The sequence below is a fragment of the Kocuria nitroreducens genome (genome assembly GCF_042879195.1).
GTDB classification, from domain to species: Bacteria; Actinomycetota; Actinomycetes; order Actinomycetales; family Micrococcaceae; genus Kocuria; species Kocuria nitroreducens.
Genome location: NZ_JBHZTC010000022.1, coordinates 25,041 through 41,082, shown reverse-complemented (window position 1 = coordinate 41,082; position 16,042 = coordinate 25,041). Strand labels below are relative to the sequence as shown.

The 16,042-nt window shown below is 72.8% G+C and carries 16 protein-coding genes; 7 read left to right on the top strand and 9 right to left on the bottom strand.

All coding sequences use genetic code 11. From position 1 onward, the window contains the following. Positions 1-93: 93 nt before the first annotated feature. Both ACFYE1_RS14600 and ACFYE1_RS14595 read left to right on the top strand, forming a co-directional pair. A complete protein-coding gene (locus tag ACFYE1_RS14600; RefSeq protein WP_387744297.1) occupies positions 94-1,539 on the top strand; it encodes an alanine/glycine:cation symporter family protein in 1,446 nt (481 codons plus the stop codon). A 66-nt stretch (positions 1,540-1,605) separates the two neighbouring features. Then, the gene (locus ACFYE1_RS14595; protein WP_387744295.1) at positions 1,606-2,481 is read left to right on the top strand and encodes a D-hexose-6-phosphate mutarotase; all 876 of its coding nucleotides are present in this window, start codon (positions 1,606-1,608) and stop codon (positions 2,479-2,481) included. Between the two features lie 267 nt (positions 2,482-2,748). On the opposite strand, the gene ACFYE1_RS14590 is transcribed toward ACFYE1_RS14595, so the two are convergent. Together ACFYE1_RS14590 and ACFYE1_RS14585 are read right to left on the bottom strand one after the other, a co-directional pair. Next, positions 2,749-4,419, bottom strand: coding sequence for an HNH endonuclease signature motif containing protein (locus ACFYE1_RS14590; RefSeq protein ID WP_387744292.1), 1,671 nt, complete (start codon positions 4,417-4,419; stop codon positions 2,749-2,751). A gap of 142 nt (positions 4,420-4,561) precedes the next feature. After that, positions 4,562-4,957, bottom strand: coding sequence for a hypothetical protein (locus ACFYE1_RS14585; RefSeq protein WP_387744289.1), 396 nt, complete (start codon positions 4,955-4,957; stop codon positions 4,562-4,564). 189 nt (positions 4,958-5,146) lie between these two features. Between ACFYE1_RS14585 and ACFYE1_RS14580 the strand changes: the two genes are divergently transcribed. The 3 genes from ACFYE1_RS14580 to ACFYE1_RS14570 all read left to right on the top strand — a co-directional run bounded on the left by ACFYE1_RS14580 (position 5,147) and on the right by ACFYE1_RS14570 (position 8,745). Beyond that, the gene (locus tag ACFYE1_RS14580; protein ID WP_387744286.1) at positions 5,147-5,923 is read left to right on the top strand and encodes a type 1 glutamine amidotransferase domain-containing protein; all 777 of its coding nucleotides are present in this window, start codon (positions 5,147-5,149) and stop codon (positions 5,921-5,923) included. A gap of 132 nt (positions 5,924-6,055) precedes the next feature. Further along, on the top strand, positions 6,056-6,808 hold the full coding sequence (locus ACFYE1_RS14575) for an SDR family NAD(P)-dependent oxidoreductase (protein WP_387744284.1): 753 nt from the start codon (positions 6,056-6,058) through the stop codon (positions 6,806-6,808). Positions 6,809-7,194: 386 nt separating this feature from the next. Next, a complete protein-coding gene (locus ACFYE1_RS14570) occupies positions 7,195-8,745 on the top strand; it encodes a DEAD/DEAH box helicase (RefSeq protein ID WP_387744281.1) in 1,551 nt (516 codons plus the stop codon). A 79-nt stretch (positions 8,746-8,824) separates the two neighbouring features. Here ACFYE1_RS14570 and ACFYE1_RS14565 read toward each other — a convergent pair whose 3' ends face one another. After that, positions 8,825-9,484, bottom strand: a complete 660-nt coding sequence (locus tag ACFYE1_RS14565) for an HAD family hydrolase (RefSeq protein ID WP_387744278.1) — start codon at positions 9,482-9,484, stop codon at positions 8,825-8,827. Beyond that, the gene (locus ACFYE1_RS14560; protein WP_387744275.1) at positions 9,481-10,194 is read right to left on the bottom strand and encodes an HAD family hydrolase; all 714 of its coding nucleotides are present in this window, start codon (positions 10,192-10,194) and stop codon (positions 9,481-9,483) included. The genes ACFYE1_RS14565 and ACFYE1_RS14560 overlap by 4 nt, the downstream gene beginning before the upstream one ends. Before the next feature lie 222 nt (positions 10,195-10,416). Between ACFYE1_RS14560 and ACFYE1_RS14555 the strand changes: the two genes are divergently transcribed. Then, positions 10,417-10,968: a DinB family protein gene (locus ACFYE1_RS14555; protein ID WP_387744273.1), complete on the top strand. Its 552-nt coding sequence runs from the start codon at positions 10,417-10,419 to the stop codon at positions 10,966-10,968. A gap of 48 nt (positions 10,969-11,016) precedes the next feature. On the opposite strand, the gene ACFYE1_RS14550 is transcribed toward ACFYE1_RS14555, so the two are convergent. Continuing rightward, positions 11,017-11,433 carry a VOC family protein gene (locus ACFYE1_RS14550; RefSeq protein ID WP_387744270.1) on the bottom strand — a complete coding sequence of 139 codons (417 nt, stop codon included), beginning with the start codon at positions 11,431-11,433 and terminating at the stop codon, positions 11,017-11,019. Between the two features lie 88 nt (positions 11,434-11,521). After that, on the bottom strand, positions 11,522-11,656 hold the full coding sequence (locus ACFYE1_RS14545; RefSeq protein ID WP_387744267.1) for a hypothetical protein: 135 nt from the start codon (positions 11,654-11,656) through the stop codon (positions 11,522-11,524). Positions 11,657-11,766: 110 nt separating this feature from the next. Here ACFYE1_RS14545 and ACFYE1_RS14540 point away from each other — a divergent pair, with 110 nt between their 5' ends. Continuing rightward, complete coding sequence (locus tag ACFYE1_RS14540) at positions 11,767-12,378, top strand: CDP-alcohol phosphatidyltransferase family protein (RefSeq protein ID WP_387744265.1); 612 nt, start codon at positions 11,767-11,769, stop codon at positions 12,376-12,378. Here ACFYE1_RS14540 and ppgK read toward each other — a convergent pair. The 3 genes from ppgK to ACFYE1_RS14525 all read right to left on the bottom strand — a co-directional run bounded on the left by ppgK (position 12,348) and on the right by ACFYE1_RS14525 (position 15,892). Further along, positions 12,348-13,112: a polyphosphate--glucose phosphotransferase gene (gene ppgK, locus ACFYE1_RS14535; protein WP_387744358.1), complete on the bottom strand. Its 765-nt coding sequence runs from the start codon at positions 13,110-13,112 to the stop codon at positions 12,348-12,350. The two genes, ACFYE1_RS14540 and ppgK, sit on opposite strands and share 31 nt — an antisense overlap. A gap of 310 nt (positions 13,113-13,422) precedes the next feature. Next, positions 13,423-13,743 (bottom strand): hypothetical protein, encoded by a 321-nt coding sequence (locus ACFYE1_RS14530; RefSeq protein ID WP_387744262.1) that lies wholly within the window; start codon positions 13,741-13,743, stop codon positions 13,423-13,425. 625 nt (positions 13,744-14,368) lie between these two features. Next, positions 14,369-15,892 carry a SulP family inorganic anion transporter gene (locus ACFYE1_RS14525; protein WP_387744259.1) on the bottom strand — a complete coding sequence of 508 codons (1,524 nt, stop codon included), beginning with the start codon at positions 15,890-15,892 and terminating at the stop codon, positions 14,369-14,371. Between the last annotated feature and the right edge of the window lie 150 nt (positions 15,893-16,042).

The following is a 16,042-nucleotide window of genomic DNA, read 5'->3' as shown; positions in this document are numbered from 1 at the left end:
GCGGACCTGTGATTAGATGCCTTCTGCCGAGGCCGAGGTCACAGTCCCGTTCCGGCGCGATTCCCGATCCACCCGACACCCACGGGAGAACACATGCTCCAAATCATCGAGACTGCCCTCGGCGAGCTGGGCGGCATCATCTGGGGGCCGTACGTCCTCATCCCGCTGCTGCTGCTCACCGGCCTCTACCTGACCATCCGGCTGGGCGGCCTGCAGGTCCAGAAGCTGGGCCCCGCCCTGCGACTGGCCCTGTTCGACCGCAAGGACGCTGACGCCCGCGGCGGTGACGTCTCCCAGTTCCAGGCGCTGACCACGGCACTCGCGGCCACCGTGGGCACCGGCAACATCGTCGGCGTGGCCACGGCGGTCTCCATCGGCGGGCCCGGCGCCCTGTTCTGGATGTGGGTCACCGGTCTGCTGGGCATGGCCTCCAAGTACTCCGAGGCGTTCCTGGCCGTGCGGTTCCGCACCACGGACGCCAAGGGCGAGATCTCCGGCGGCCCGCAGTACTACCTCGAGCGCGGCATCCGCAACGGGTTCGGGAAGTTCCTGGCGATCTTCTTCGCCATTGCCGCGGCGCTGGCCGCGTTCGGCATCGGCAACATGACCCAGGGCAACTCCATCGCCTCCAACCTGGAGAACTCCTTCAGCGTCCCCACCTGGATCACCGGCGTCGTGCTCGCCGTGCTGACGCTCGCCGTGCTCGTGGGCGGCATCAAGTCCATCGGGAAGGTCACGGCGAGCTTCGTCCCCGTCATGATCCTCTGCTACGTCCTGGGCGCCCTGTTCATCCTCATCGTCAACGTCGCAGCCATCCCGCAGGCCATCGTCCTCATCTTCACCGACGCCTTCTCCGGCTCCGCGGCGGTCGGCGGGTTCGCCGGATCGGCCATCATGCTCGCCGTGCAGATGGGCGTGGCCCGCGGCATCTTCTCCAACGAGTCCGGCATGGGTTCGGCCGCGATCGCCGCGGCCGCGGCCCAGACCACGCACCCGGTCCGCCAGGGCCTGGTCTCCATGACCCAGACCTTTATCGACACCATCATCGTGGTGACCTGCACGGGACTCGTGCTCATCACCACCGGGGTCTGGGAGCAGGGAGCGGACTTCGCCGCGACCATGACCGGCGATGCCTTCAGCCGGGGCCTGCCGGGGCAGTGGGGCCACTACGTGGTCACGATCGGGCTCGTGATGTTCGCCTACTCGACGATCCTCGGGTGGGCCTACTACGGCGAGCGCTGCATGGAGCGGCTCTTCGGCAGGCCGGCCGTGATGCCCTACCGGGTCGTGTTCTCCCTGATCGTGTTCGTGGGCTGCACCGTGCCGCTGGCCGTGGTGTGGAACTTCGCCGACGTGATGAACGGCCTCATGGCGCTGCCCAACCTCCTCGGGCTGCTGCTCCTCTCCGGGCTGATCGTCCGCGAGACGAAGCACTACCTGCACCACGACCCCAGGCTGCGGGCGGACCGCCGGCAGGTCGAGGAGTTCATGGAGGGCCACCCCGGAGCGATCGACTCGTACGAGCGCACCGGCGTCTGACAGCCGTCGGCGCACGAGGGCCCGGCCTCCTGACGGTGACCGGGTCCTCCGTCTAGCCTGAGGGGCATGAGCCAACTCCCCGAGCCCCGCCCCTTCTCCTGCGCGGACGCCACCGGTGCCGTCTACGACCAGGGCGCGCACGTGACCGAATGGATCCCCACGGGCCACGCCCCGGTGCTGTGGCTGTCCCCGAGCACCGCCCTCGAGACGGGCAGACCCGTGCGCGGGGGTGTCCCGATCTGCTTCCCGTGGTTCGCGGACGGGGCGGAGGGCGGGCGCGAGCCCAAGCACGGTTTCGCCCGCACGCTCCGATGGCACGTCGAGTCGCGCGAGTCCTCGGACCACGAGGCAGTGGTCGTCTACCGGCTCTCGGACGTGGACGTCACCGATCCCGCGCACCGGGAACAGTTCCCGTACCGGTTCGAGGCGTACTGCGTGGTGCGCTTCGGCGCCGAGCTGTCCCTCGAGCTGAGCGTCACGAACACCGGGGAGCACCCGTTCGACTTCGAGGAGGCCCTGCACGCATACCTGGTGGTGGGGGACGTGCGGAAGATCCGGGTCGAGGGCCTGGCCGGCGCCTCCTACCGCGACAAGGTCCTGGACCGGGAGGACTGCGTGCAGGAGGGGGACCTCCGGTTCGACGGCGAGACCGACCGGGTGTACCGCTCGACCGGGGACGTGGCCGTCGTGGACCCCGTGCTGGGGCGGGTGCTGCGGATCCGGAAGAAGAACTCCGGCACCACCGTGGTGTGGAACCCGTGGGCGGAGCTGGCCGCCGCCATGTCCGACGTGGGAGCGGACGGCTGGACGGACTTCGTGTGCGTGGAGGGGGCCAACACCCACGCCGACGCCGTGCACCTGGAGCCGGGGGAGACGCACAGCATGGGCTACCGGCTGTCCGTGGAGACCACGGCGGAGGACCCGGGCCGGCCTCCCGCCTGACGCTCAGGACCGGGCGACGGTCAGCACCGGGCGACGGTCAGGACCGGGCGACGGTCAGGACCGGGCGACGGTCAGGACCGGGCGACGGTCAGGACCGGGCGACGGTCAGGACCGGGCGACGGTCAGGACCGGGCGACGGTCAGGACCGGGCGACGGTCAGGACCGGGCGACGGTCAGCACCGTCGGAGGGCTGGGCCGGCGCACGCGCTCCGCAGCACTGACCTCGATGTCGTACACCCCGCCTCGCCCGCATGCGCCGTCCGGCGGTCAGAACGGGGGAGGGTCGGCATCCTCCGTGGTGGGCCCGTCCGGCACGGTTGGGCCGGGCACCCCGTGGTCCGGCACGGCTTGGCCGGGCACCCCGTGGTCCGGCACGGCTTGGCCGGGCACCCCGTGGTCCGGCACGCCTCGGCCCGGCACCCCGTGGTCCAGGACCCAGGTGTTCCAGATCGGTCCGCCGGACGTGGTCCCGGCCGAGGGGTCCGGCACGGTCCGGTACGTCCGGCCGGCCGGTGACGTCCACTCAAGCACTCCGCCGGAGGGCGCCGGACCGAGCTGCCGCACCGACCAGCGGCCGAGTGCCCCGTTGCGGTGCTTGACGAGGTGGTGGTGGCGGCACAGGTGGGCCAGATTGTCCGCGGCGGTCCGACCTCCGTCCTGCCATGCCACCGTGTGGTCGAGGTCGCAGCGCTCGGCCCGTCGGCGGCACCCCGGGAAACGACAGGTCCCGTCGCGGACTCGCAACCGGCGGCGCAGAGCGGCGGGCACGGCATAAGTGGTGCGGTCGTGGTCGAGAACGGCTCCGGTGACGGGATGCGTCAGCACCCGCTGCCACGAGGCCGCACCCGCGGCCAGCTCCCGCGCGGCCTCCACGCTGATCGGGCCGTGTCCCGCGAGCACCGGGGCATCCGCGGGCACGCCGGCGGCCAGGCCACCGGGGTGGCACCCCAGCAGCGTGAGCACGGGAACCGTCACGCAGACCTGGCCCCGCACACCGCGCGGGAACGTGGGATCGTCGGCGACCTCCCCGGCCAGCAGCAGGTCGGCGAGGACGTCGGCCCGCCGCTGCGCCTCAGTCCGGACGGCCACGGACCCCGGTGCCCCCGCCGTCTCGGACTCCTCCGGGACACGGTCCGCCCCCGCGACGGCCGCCGCCTCCGCGGGCCCGAGGAGCGCCACGAGCGCGTCGAGCCGGTCCTGGACCGCGAGCGCGGTGGGCGCGTCCAGCAGGGCGTGCAACCACGCCATGCCGTCCTCGCCGTGCTCGATCCAGACACAGCGCCCGGCACGAGCCGCCCGGTGCCTCGACTCCTGCGTCTCGGCCAGCAGGGCAGCGCGCCGGCGCCGGGCCCACGCGCGCAGCTGCGCCACCGTGCAGTGCGGAGCCCGCTCCACCAGCTCGGCGGCGAGCCGATGCACGACGGCGCGGGGCGCCTCGTGGCCCGCCGGGGAGTCCTCGACCAGCTCGCGCCACTGGTCGGCGATCACCGAGGCGTGGCGGGCGCTGAAACGGCCCGCCTCCAGCGCCTCGAGGGTCTCGGGCAGGTGGAATCCGAGCACCAGGGCCTCGCGGACGCGCTCGAGGGCCGTGCTCGCCGGCAGGTGGAGCGCCGGGCCGATCTCGTCGGCGATGTCGCGCACCATCTGGTCCTCGGTCTCCAGCAGGGAGCACACGAGCTCGTCGGCCTCGTACGGCATCTGTTCCGCCGAGGAGACCCAGTCGATCTCGCGGTCCTCCCAGGCCAGCAACCACAGCCTGTGGATGCAGCGCAGCTGGCGCCCTGCCTCCCGCGCCTGCGCGGCGGCCGAGTCCACGAGCTCCCCGACGACCGTCCGCACCTCGGCCCGAACGCCGGCGTCCAGCACCCGCTCCCCGGCGGGAGCAGCTCGGTGCGGACCCGCAGCAGGACGGGCCCGGCGGTGCGCCGTCGTCGTCATGGGCTCATTCTCCCGGCCGCCTCGGACGTCCTAAGGGCTCCGGCCCCCCGGGCGGGTGCGTGTGCGGACAGGCAGGACGACGAACGGGTGCCGCCCGTCCGTGCGGACGAGCGGCACCCGTGGGGCCCTTCAGGGGTCGTGCCTACTTGGAGACCACCAGGGCCGCGGCGATCGCGGCCAGGAAGGCGTCCTTCGAGAGGCCCGTGCCGGCCTCGGACGGGCGGACGCCGTCCTCCTGGGTCATTGCCGGGTTGCGGAAGTACATCGCGAGCAGCCCGGCGGAGAACGCGCCGAGGGCCAGGCCCGCGAGGCGCTTGTTGACGAACGGGGTCAGCAGGGCGGCGCCGATGCCCATCTCCGAGTACGCCACGAACTTGCCGAAGGCGTCGGCGTCCCATTCCTCGAACTGGGGGACGCCCGTGGCGGCGAACTGCTGGAGACCCGCGGCGGCCTCCGTGGGGAGATCCTTCTTGCCGTAGCCGGACTGCAGCAGGTAGGCGCCGGAGACGCCGCGCAGGATCGCGTTGGAGAGGCTCATGGTCGGTCCTTTCAGGAGAGGGAACAGGGTCATTGAGTCGTCAACGACCCTATCAGGGGGAGATCTCCCGCCCTCCGCGCGGGAGGGGCCGGGAGCGAACACCCGCTCCGGGGGCGGCTCGCGGCGCCTAGGCTGGCCACCGGCCCCCGGGACGCCCTCCGCGTCCCGCCACCCGACGGAAGGACAGACATGGACATCGAGACCATGAAGAAGGTTCTGCTCGTTCTCACCAGCCACGACACCCTCGGCGACACCGGGGAACCCACCGGCTACTTCGTCGGCGAGGCGGCCCACCCGTGGAAGGTCTTCCGGGACGCCGGGTACTTCGTCGACTTCGCCTCGATCGCCGGCGGGCAGCCCCCGCAGGACGGCAAGGACGAGGAGGACGCGGTCCAGCGGCAGTACCTCGAGGACGAGACCGTGCGGGCCTCCCTGTACAACACCCCGCGGATCAGCGTGGTCGACCCGGCCCAGTACGACGCCGTCTACCTCGTGGGCGGGCACGGCACCATGTGGGACTTCGCCGGCAACGCCGACCTGAAGTCGCTCGTGGCCTCCGTGCACGACGCCGGGGGAGTCGTCGGCGCCGTCTGCCACGGACCGGCCGGGCTCGTCGACGTCGAGCTCTCCACCGGACTGCGCATCGTCGAGGGACGCAGGGTGGCCGCGTTCACCAACGCCGAGGAGGACGAGGTCGGCAAGTCGGACGTCGTCCCGTTCCTGCTCGAGGACAAGCTCGTCGAGCAGGGCGCGGACGTGCGGACGGCGCCGAACTGGACCGAGAACGTCGTCGTGGACGACCGTCTCGTCACCGGGCAGAACCCGCAGTCCGCCGCCGGCGTGGCCAAGGAGATGACCAAGCTCCTGACCGAGGTGGTGCGCGAGCAGAAGGCTGCCCAGGAGGCGGACTCCGCCGCGCTGCGCCGGGCGCACGACGCCGAGAAGGCCGAGGACGACGAGGACTGAGCCCCGGCCGGGGCGCGAGGAGCGCGCGGACGGACACACCCGCGCGCTCCTCGCGGGCCCCGGCGTTTCCGGACAGACTGGGAGCGTCGGGCCGCCCGGTCCGGCCCAGCGGACCCACGGCAGGAGAACCACATGGCTGACCTCAAGGACAAGGTCGCGCTCGTCACCGGCGCCGCCTCCGGCATCGGCGAGGCCTGCGCCAAGGACCTCGCGGCGCAGGGCGCCAAGGTCGTCGTCACGGACATCGCCACCCGGCGGATCGACGACGTCGTCCAGGCGATCATGGCCGCCGGGGGCGACGCCGCCGGGTTCCGGCAGGACGTGGCGAAGCCGGAGGACTGCGAGGCCGCGGTCGAGTTCGCCCAGCAGACCTACGGCGCCCTGCATCTGGCGGTGAACAACGCCGGGATCGGTGGTGCCGCGGACGCCGTGGGCGAGTCGGACCCCGACGCGTGGGTGCGCACCGTGCAGATCGACCTGCACTCCGTCATGTTCGGCATGCGCTACCAGCTGCCCGCCATCGAGCAGGCCGGCGGCGGCGCGATCGTCAACATGGCCTCGGTCCACGGCACCGTGGCCACTGCTGCGGGCAACAGCGCCTACACCGCCGCCAAGCACGGTGTCGTCGGGCTCACCAAGCAGGCCGGGGTGGAGTACGGGCAGCGCGGGGTGCGGATCAACGCCGTCGGCCCCGCCTACATCGACACCCCGTTCCTCAGGACCGCGCCGGCGGCCATCCTCGAGGGACTCGCCGCCCAGCACCCGCTCGGCAGGCTGGGCCGCGCCGAGGAGGTGGCCGCCCTGACCACGTTCCTGCTCTCGGACAGGGCCTCGTTCATGACGGGCGGGTACTACCTGGTCGACGGCGGATACACCGCGCTGTAGCCATCTCGGCGCGGCCGCGTCCGCGGACCCACCGCACCGGTGCGGGATGAGGGCATTGGTCGCCGGGTCCAGCCCCGACTCGCCGGGTTCGGCGCAGCGCGGTGCGTTCGGCGCGGCGGGTGCGGTGGGATGCGGGCGGGCGCAGCCGTGCTCTGCACCACATCCCGGCGCCGCCGGGCCCCGTGTGCTGTAGGGTGAACGGTATTGCACATGGCACTGCTCCCCTTCCGGGTGAGCAGGCAGGCGTCGAGCACCCCGTTCTTCTTCCAGCGTGGCACCGTTCCAGACGGTTTCAGCCCGCTCGCAGGGGCTCCAGGAGTCATTCGGCGCAACCCGGCGCGCTACCCCCTTGCCGGGACATCCGATCGAAAGACGTATCCCCAGTTTTGGCTACTTTCACCGACCTTGGCGTGCCCAAGGCCCTTTCCGCCGTCCTCGCCCAGCAGGGCATCGAGCAGGCGTTCCCCATCCAGGAGAAAACTCTCCCCGACTCGCTGGCCGGCCGCGACGTGCTCGGCCGCGGCAAGACCGGCTCGGGCAAGACCGTGGCGTTCGCGCTGCCGCTCGTGTCCCGGCTCGCAGGGCTGACCGGCAACGGCGCCCGCGCCGCGCGGCGGGCCAACCGGCCCACCGGGCTGGTGCTGGCCCCCACCCGTGAGCTGGCCACCCAGATCGACCGCGCGATCGCCCCGCTGGCCGAGGCCGCCGGGCAGACGACCACCGTCATCTTCGGCGGGGTCTCCCAGCGCAACCAGGAAAAGGCGCTCGCCAAGGGCGCCGACATCGTCATCGCCTGCCCCGGCCGGCTCGAGGACCTGCTGAAGCAGAACGTCCTCACGCTCGACGACGTCCGCGTGACGGTCATCGACGAGGCCGACCACATGGCCGACATGGGCTTCCTGCCCGTCGTGACCCGCATCCTCAAGCGCACCCCCCAGGGCGGCCAGCGGCTGCTGTTCTCCGCGACGCTCGACGGCGGCGTGGACAAGCTCGTCAAGCAGTTCCTGTCAAACCCCGTCAAGCACTCCGTGGACGCCCCGCAGGCGTCCGTGTCCACCATGGACCACCACGTGCTCGTCGTGGACGCGGACGAGAAACAGGAGCTCATCGAGGCCCTGGCCTCCGGCACGGGGCGTCGCGTGATGTTCACGCGCACCAAGCACCGCGCCAAGAAGATGGCGCGCAAGCTCAGCCAGATGGGCATCCCCGCCGTGGACCTGCACGGCAACCTGTCCCAGAACGCCCGCGACCGCAACCTGGCCCAGTTCTCCGCCGGTGACGTGCGCGTGCTCGTGGCCACCGACGTCGCCGCCCGCGGCGTGCACGTGGACGAGGTCGAGCTGGTCGTGCACATCGACCCGCCCACCGAGCACAAGTCCTACCTGCACCGCTCCGGGCGCACGGCCCGCGCCGGCGCCTCCGGCTCCGTGGTCACGGTGGCCACCAAGGAGGAGCGCCGCGAGGTCACGCAGCTCATGAAGGCCGCAGGCGTCACCGCGAACTTCGACACCGTGACCGTCGGCTCCCCGGCCGTCGCGCAGCTCGTGGGCGAGCTCGCCGAGAAGGTCGCCTACGTGCCCCAGCCCGTTCAGGTCCAGGGCCGCCCGGCCAGCGGTCAGCGCTCCGGCGCCGGCCGTTCCGGCGGCCGTGGGGGCTCCGGCGGCAACCGCGGCCGCGGTGGACAGAACCGTTCCGAGCAGCCGCGCAACGCCTCCCGCGACCAGCGCACCGAGACCGGCAACCGCGGCGGTTCCCGCCCCGGCAACGGCTCGGCCTCCCGCTCGGCGGCACCGGCGCGCTCCGCGGCGCCCACCCGCTCCGCGGCACCCGCGTACTCGACCGAGTCCGCACCGGACCGCGCCACGCAGGCCGCGGCCCGTCGCCGCACCCGGAGCCCGCGCCGCGCGTCGTCCCCCCAGGGCACCGCGACCCGCTGAGCTCCGGCACCTGCCACGAGGGCCCGTTCCCTGCCGTCCCGCTTCCCGCGGACCGGCAGCGAACGGGCCCTCGTGGTCGTCAGGCGGACGGGGCCAGCCCGCGCAGGAACTCCAGGGTGACGTCCGTGTGGGCGTCGACGAGCACGAAGCCGGGCGCAGGATCCACCGGCAGCTCACCGGGGACCACCACCACCGGCATCCCGGCGGCCGCCGCGCTCGACGCCCCGGTCTGCGAGTCCTCGACCGCCACGCACCGTGCCGGGTCCACGCCCAGCCGCCGCGCCGCGAGCAGGTAGGGCTCCGGATGCGGCTTGGCGTGCTCCACGTCCTCCTGGGAGACGACCACCCGCAGCACCTCGGGCGCCCCGGACGCGGTGCCCTCCGCGACCACGGTCAGGGCGTTCGTCACAACGGCGCCGGGGATGCCGGCCCGTTCGAGCTCGGTCAGCAGAGCGCGCATGCCGGGCAGGAACGGGACCTCCCCCGCGAGCGAGGCCGCGACCTCCCGCCCGAGCTCGGCCGTGATGGCCTCGACGGTCCCCTCGGCGCCGCGCTCGACCATCAGCCGCGCCGACGTGGGCACCGTCCTCCCCAGCGTGGCGAGGTCGTCCTCGGTGCTCCAGCCGATGCCGTACCGGCCGGCCACCGCCCGCTTGGCCACAGCCCACTGCGGTTCGGAGTTCACCAGGGTGCCGTCGTGGTCGAACAGGACGGCGGCGGGGAAGTCGGGCGAGTTCACGGGCAGGTCTCCTGGACGGGGTGGAAGGGCGACGACGGGGACTGCGGGTCCAGCGAGCGCAGCAGCTCCAGGCTCAGGTCCCGGTGGGACCCCACGTGCAGCAGCCCGGGGCCGCGCTCGACCTCTACCTCGCCGGGGACGACCACCGTGGGGATGCCGGCCGCGACGCCCGCGGCGGCCCCGGCGGGGGAGTCCTCGACCACGACACAGCGGGCGGGGTCCACCCCGAGGCGGCGCGCCGCCGTGAGGTAGGCGTCCGGGTCCGGCTTGGGGCGGACTCCCTGCGCGTACTCGTCCGTGCCGATGATGACCCGGAACAGGTCCTCCGGTGCCGTGGTTGCGGTGTGGCGGCCCATCGCCGAGCTCGCGTTGGTGACGATCGCAGCGGGGATCCCCGCTGCCGAGAGCTCCTGGAGCAGCTCCTCGATCCCGTCGATGAACGTCAGCTCCGTGTCCTCCAGGACGCGGACGCTGTGCTCGAAGACGACCCGGAACAGCGCGTCCTCGCCGAGGGGCACGCCGACCTGCTGCATGCGGTCGATCGTCGCGGCGACCGGCCGGCCCAGGGTCGCGAGCGAGTCCTCGGCGGTCCAGAGCAGTCCGTGCTCGGCGGCGAGGTTCTGCTTGGCCCGGTCCCACAGCGGCTCGGTGTCGACGAGGGTCCCGTCGTGGTCGAAGAGGACGGCGTGCGGAAATCCGGGGGAGGGCATGCGCTCCAGCCTACCGGGGCGCCCGCGCCCACGTCCCGGCCGGGGCGTCCCTGCGGTCCTCGCCGACGGTGCCCACCGCGACAGACCTGCGCCGGATCCGGCGTGGGGAGCCGGTCGGCGAGGACGAGATCCTCGACGGGCAGGGGCTGTGAACCGCCCGGCAGGCGACCGGGTCCGTCGCCGGGCCTCGCCGCGCCCGGTGGGCCCGGGTACATTGACCGCATGACCACCGAGCGCCCAGGCACCCCCGACACCTCGCCGGTCCCTCCGGAGACCAAGGACTGGACCGTCGTGCTCGAGCAGGGCTGCCCCGACTGCGGGTTCGACCCGGACTACGACGTCACGACCACGGGGGAGCGTGCGCGGGCCACGGTCGAGCGCTGGACGGAGGTCCTCGACCGGCCCGGCATGACGGACCGGCCCCGCCCGGGGACGTGGTCCCCGCTGGAGTACGCGTGCCATGTCCGGGACCTCTGCCGGGTCTTCCGCGAACGCCTCCGGCTCATGCTCGACGAGGAGGACCCGATCTTCGCGGACTGGGACCAGGACGCCGCCGCGGTCGAGGAGCGGTACAACCTGCAGGACCCCTACGAGGTGTCCGGGGAGCTCGCCCAGGAGGTCCGCGCCACCGCGGACGCCTTCGACACCGTGACCGAGGAGCAGTGGACCCGGATCGGCCGGCGCGGGGACGGCAAGGACTTCACCGTGGCGGGTTTCGCGGCGTACTTCCTGCACGACGTCGAGCACCACCTGGGCTTTGACGTCCGCGCCTGACCCGGCCGCAGGGCGGTTTCCCGGCGCGGACAGGACGGGCCGGGCTGATCAGCCGAGGTGCACGGTCCCGTCGTCGTCGACCCGCCATCCCGGGTTGTGCGCGATCTCCCACACCACGCCGTTGGGATCGGCGACGTGCGCGTGGAAGATCCCTCCGAAGGCGCCCGGCCGCGGGCTCGTGAGCACGGTGCCGCCCGCGGCTCTCATCGCGTCGACGCTCGTGCGCACCGCGGCCTCGCTGTCCACGTTGTGCGCGAGCGTCAGGCCCTGCGCCGGGGACGCCGCCGGGAGGCCGAGGTCCTCGGCGAACTTCCCGGCGTCGAACAGACCCAGCACCGTCCCGGGGGCGATCCGGAAGAAGAGGATCTCGCCGGGGACGTCGAGCAGCGGCTCCCAGCCGAGACCGCGCACGTAGAACTCCCGGGCGGCGTCGAGGTCCGGGGTGGACAGGGTGAGAAAGTGCATGCGCGGGTCCACAGCGGCCTCCTGAGGTCCGAGGCGGGGGCGGTCCCGCCGTCACCGGTCCAGCGTAGACGTCCGCCGCTCCCCGTCGTCAGGGGTCGGCGTGGCGCTCCCGGTGGGTGACGTGGTCGAGGTTTCGGCGGACGACGAGCACGCCGGCCTCCGAGGGGGGGCACGGGTCCGCCGTGCGGAGCCGGTCCGTGCGGTCCACGAGGTCCAGGTCCACGTGCCGGGCGACGTCATCTGCCGGGGCGTCGGCACCGACCGGATAGTCTCGATGGCAACAGGAGCGGGCGCGCGCCGCTCGCCCGGAGCGCCGGAGGAGGTGACGAGCACATGGCACAGCAGCGCCAGGACGCGCTCGAGCCGGCGGAGTCGCCGTACTACGACCGCGTGCTCACGGTGCCCAACGTCGTCTCGGTGGTGCGCTTCGCGCTCATCGTCCCGGCCGTGCTGGCCGTCCTCGACATCGACGAGCGACCGGTGCGCGCGCTGGTCCTCGTCGCCCTCTTCTCCCTGACGGACTGGGTCGACGGCCTCCTGGCCCGGGCGCTGAAGCAGCGCAGCCGGGTCGGCGAGCTCATGGACCCCCTCGCCGACCGGCTGGGGACCGTGGCGATCGCCGTGGCCGCGAGCATCGTCGGGCTGTTCCCCTGGTGGGTGCTGATCGTCATCGCGGTCGTCGATGTCGTGGTGGGGATCGCCACCCTGGTCCGGCGGTCCCTCGGCACGCTGCGGGTCACGACGGTCGGCAAGGCGAAGACGGCTCTGCTCATGGTGGGGACCGTGCTCGTCCTGGCGGGGCCCGCCTGGTCCAGCTCCGAGGTGACGGACGTCGGCCGCGTCATGGTCCAGGCGGCGGCGGTCCTGCACGTCCTGGCGGGCGTGCAGTACTTCCGGCAGGCCCTCCTCCGGGGTCAGGCCACCGCCGGCGGCACGGCGAGGTAGGTGTGCCGGGCGGCGCCGATGATGCCCGCCGCGTTGCGCAGCTCCGCCGGGACGAGGCGTGTGTCCAGGCGCAGACGGGGCAGGAAGTCCTCGTGCCGGGCGGAGATCCCGCCGCCGACCACGATCAGGTCCGGCGAGAAGAGGAACTCCAGGTGCGTGAAGTACTGCTGGAGACGCTCGGCGTAGTCCGGCCAGTCCAGCCCCTCCCGCTCCCTGGCCGCTGCGGAGGCACGCACTTCGGCGTCGACCCCGTCGAGCTCCAGGTGACCCAGTTCGAGGTTGGGCACGAGCTTCCCGTCCACGAAGAGCGCTGACCCGATGCCGGTGCCCAGGGTGATGACCAGGACGGTGCCGCTGCTCCCGCGCCCGGCGCCGTAGCGGAGCTCGGCGAGGCCCGCGGCGTCGGCGTCGTTGAGGACGTGGACGGTGCGTCCCAGCCGCTCGGTGAGGAACCGGTGCACGTCCAGCCCGATCCACGCGTCGTCGATGTTCGCGGCGGAGCGCGCCACGCCGTGACGGATGATCGCGGGGAGCGCCACTCCGACGCTCGCCTCCGGGTGGGGGGCCTCCGGGCCCGCGGAGAGCTCCTGCACGACGAGCACGAGCTGCTCCGCGAGGGCCTCGGGCGTGGCGGGGCTGGGAGTGGGGCGCTGGAGGACCGGGGTGGTCAGCTCGCCGTCGGCCATGTCCACGGCCGCGTACATGATCAGGGTGCCGCCGACGTCCACCCCCATGTGGTGCCGGTGCAGGGTCGACCAGCCGGTCGGCGCGGGGGGCGGTACGGTGCGAGGCGAGGGGTGGGCCATCCGACATCCTAGGGTCGAGGAGGGAAGCGCGGGGACGACGACGGGCGCGCTGCGGCCGGCTCGACGCCCCCGACCGGGTGCGGGCCGTCGTCGGGGCCGGCGCCCCGGACCATTCTGCCATCGCGTCCTCGGCAGCCGTGGAAACGGCGCTGGGCGCGTGGCACGGCACCGGAGGCGCCGCTCAGAAGGCGCTGTCGGGGAGGCGCTCCGGAGGACTCCTTGCGGTGGAAGCGCCGGCTCAGGCGCGCGGCCCGGTACTGGGCCTGCTGCCGCGGTCCTGTGGCCCGGTTCCGTCCGGGGAGCCCGCGATCTCCCAGGAGAAGGGGGCCCGAGCGTCGGGTGCGCCCAGGTGGAGTGCGTTGACCGCTCGTGCGAGCAGGTCTCGGTGGGCGACTGGCAGGCGCAGGCACCCGTGCAGGTACGCGTCCACCTCCAGGATCCCGGCCTCACCGCCGAGCTGGAAGTAGTGCCACCACAGCCGGGTCGGGTCCAGGCCGGCGCGCTCGACGGCGTGCCGGGCGAGGCGCGCCTGCACGGCTCCGATCCTGTCGTCGTCCACGGTCCTCCCCACTGTGGTGCTGCGGTCCGGGGACGGTCCCGGAGCGGGCGCGACGCTGCGCAGCGCTCCGGGGCCGTCCGTGGCGGTGCGGTGGCGCCGCCGCCCCCATCATGGTCCCGGGTCGACCGCGGGGTCACCATCCGACGCGCGGACGCGTGCGTTTCCCGGCTCGTCGGTGCTTCCTCCGGACGCCCGGGCCCTGACGGGCCGGCGGTCCCGGTGGTCGCAGGGGCTCAGCGGTCTCAGAGGTGGCAGCCCTCACAGCCGTCACGGCGGTCAGGGCCGTTCGTCCGCCGAGGCGGGGATCAGGGTTGCCGGGCAATGCTGACGCGCAGAAGGGGAGCGGGGCGGCCCCCCAGCCGGCCCCGCTCCCTACTACTCCCGCGCCCTGACCGGGTGCTCGGCACGCCCCCGGAGTCGGGAGGCTGCGCGCTGTCGGTCGACGGTGCGGGAGCCGGGGGATGATCCTTATCGGACCACAGAATCCCCTGGTGACAAGCAAGGATCCTCCCTTCCCCGGCGATCGGCAAGACGTCCCATGTGACTCAGTTCACATGCAGAAACAAAGGATTGTGATCGCAAATGCACTGATCCGGCCTGCGAACCGACGGGTCGGTGCACCAGGTCAGTGCTCGGAGTTGAGCATCCCGCCCAGGCGCACCCGCATCCGGCGGCTGGCCTGGTTCAGCCCCACGATCGCCACGTCCTTGCCGTAGTGGGCGTACTTGTCGGTCACCGAGTCCAGCGCCGCCACGGTGGAGGCGTCCCACAGATGCGAGTCGGAGAAGTCGACGACCACCCGCTGCGGGTCCCCGGCGTAGTCGAACATGGTGTAGAGGTCGTTGGAGGAGGCGAAGAACAGCTCCCCGTGCACGGTGTAGACCGCCGTCTCCCGGCCGTCGCGCCGCTCCAGCGCACGGTCGACGGTGACGAAGTGGGCCACCCGGCGGGCGAAGGCGACCATCGCCACGAGCACCCCCACGATGACGCCGAGCGCGAGGTTGTGCGTCCACACGGTCACGGCCACGGTGGACAGCATCACCAGGGTCTCCGGGACCGGCATCCGCGACAGGGTCGGGGGGCGGACCGAGTGCCAGTCGAAGGTCGCCCAGGAGACGAAGATCATGATCGCCACCAGCGCGGCCATCGGGATGACCGCGACGACCTCGCCGAGGGTGACGACGAGGAGCAACAGGAAGACGCCGGCCAGGAAGGTGGAGATGCGGGTGCGGGCCCCGGAGGCGCGCACGTTGATCATGGTCTGGCCGATCATGGCGCAGCCGCCCATTCCGCCGAAGAAGCCCGTCACGATGTTGGCCGCGCCCTGCGCCCAGGACTCGCGGGTCTTGTTCGAGTGCGTGTCGGTGATGTCGTCGACGAGCTTGGCCGTCATCAGCGACTCCAGCAGGCCGACCAGCGCCATGGTCAGTGCGAACGGGGCGATGATGCGGAAGGTCTCCAGGTCCAGCGGGACGTCGGGGAAGAAGAGCGAGGGCAGGGAGTCGGGCAGCTCGCCCTTGTCGCCGACGCTGGGCACGTCCATGCCCATCGGGACCACGATCGCGGTGATCACGACGATGGCCACCAGAGGGGCCGGGACCACGCCGGTGAGCCTGGGGAACAGGAAGACGATGGCCAGGCCCAGGACCGTGAGCGGGTAGACGGCCCAAGGCACCCCGATCAGCTCGGGGATCTGAGAGCTGAAGATCAGGATGGCCAGAGCGTTGACGAAGCCCACCATGACGGAGCGCGGGATGAAGCGCATCAGCCGTGCCGCGCCGATCAGGGCCAGGCCCACCTGGAACACCCCGGCCAGGATCACCGCGGCGATGAAGTGGTCCAGACCGTGGGAGGCCACCAGCGGCGCGATCACCAGGGCCACCGCGCCGGTGGCCGCGGAGACCATCGCTGGCCGGCCGCCCAGCACGGCCGTGGTCACGGCCATGGTGAAGGACGCGAACAGGCCCAGGCGGGGATCCACCCCGGCGATGATCGAGAAGGCGATCGCCTCCGGGATGAGCGCCAGGGCCACGACGAGCCCGGCCAGGATCTCGGTCTTGAGGTGGCGGGGGGACCGGAGGGTCCGACGCACCGACTGGCGCTGCTCGGGGGTGAGGTCGGCCGCGGGGCCGGCTGTCGTGGTGGCCAAGGAGGCTCCGTTCGCAGAGGAGGAGGACGGGTGAGGAGGGCCGCGCGGACGAGCTGGGGCACCCCGGCGAGGGCGTGCGTACGGGTGGGCGCGGCGTCGCCCGAGAGGTGCGGTGTCCGGGCGCGGAGGCGCGCCGGTGGAGGCCGCGCC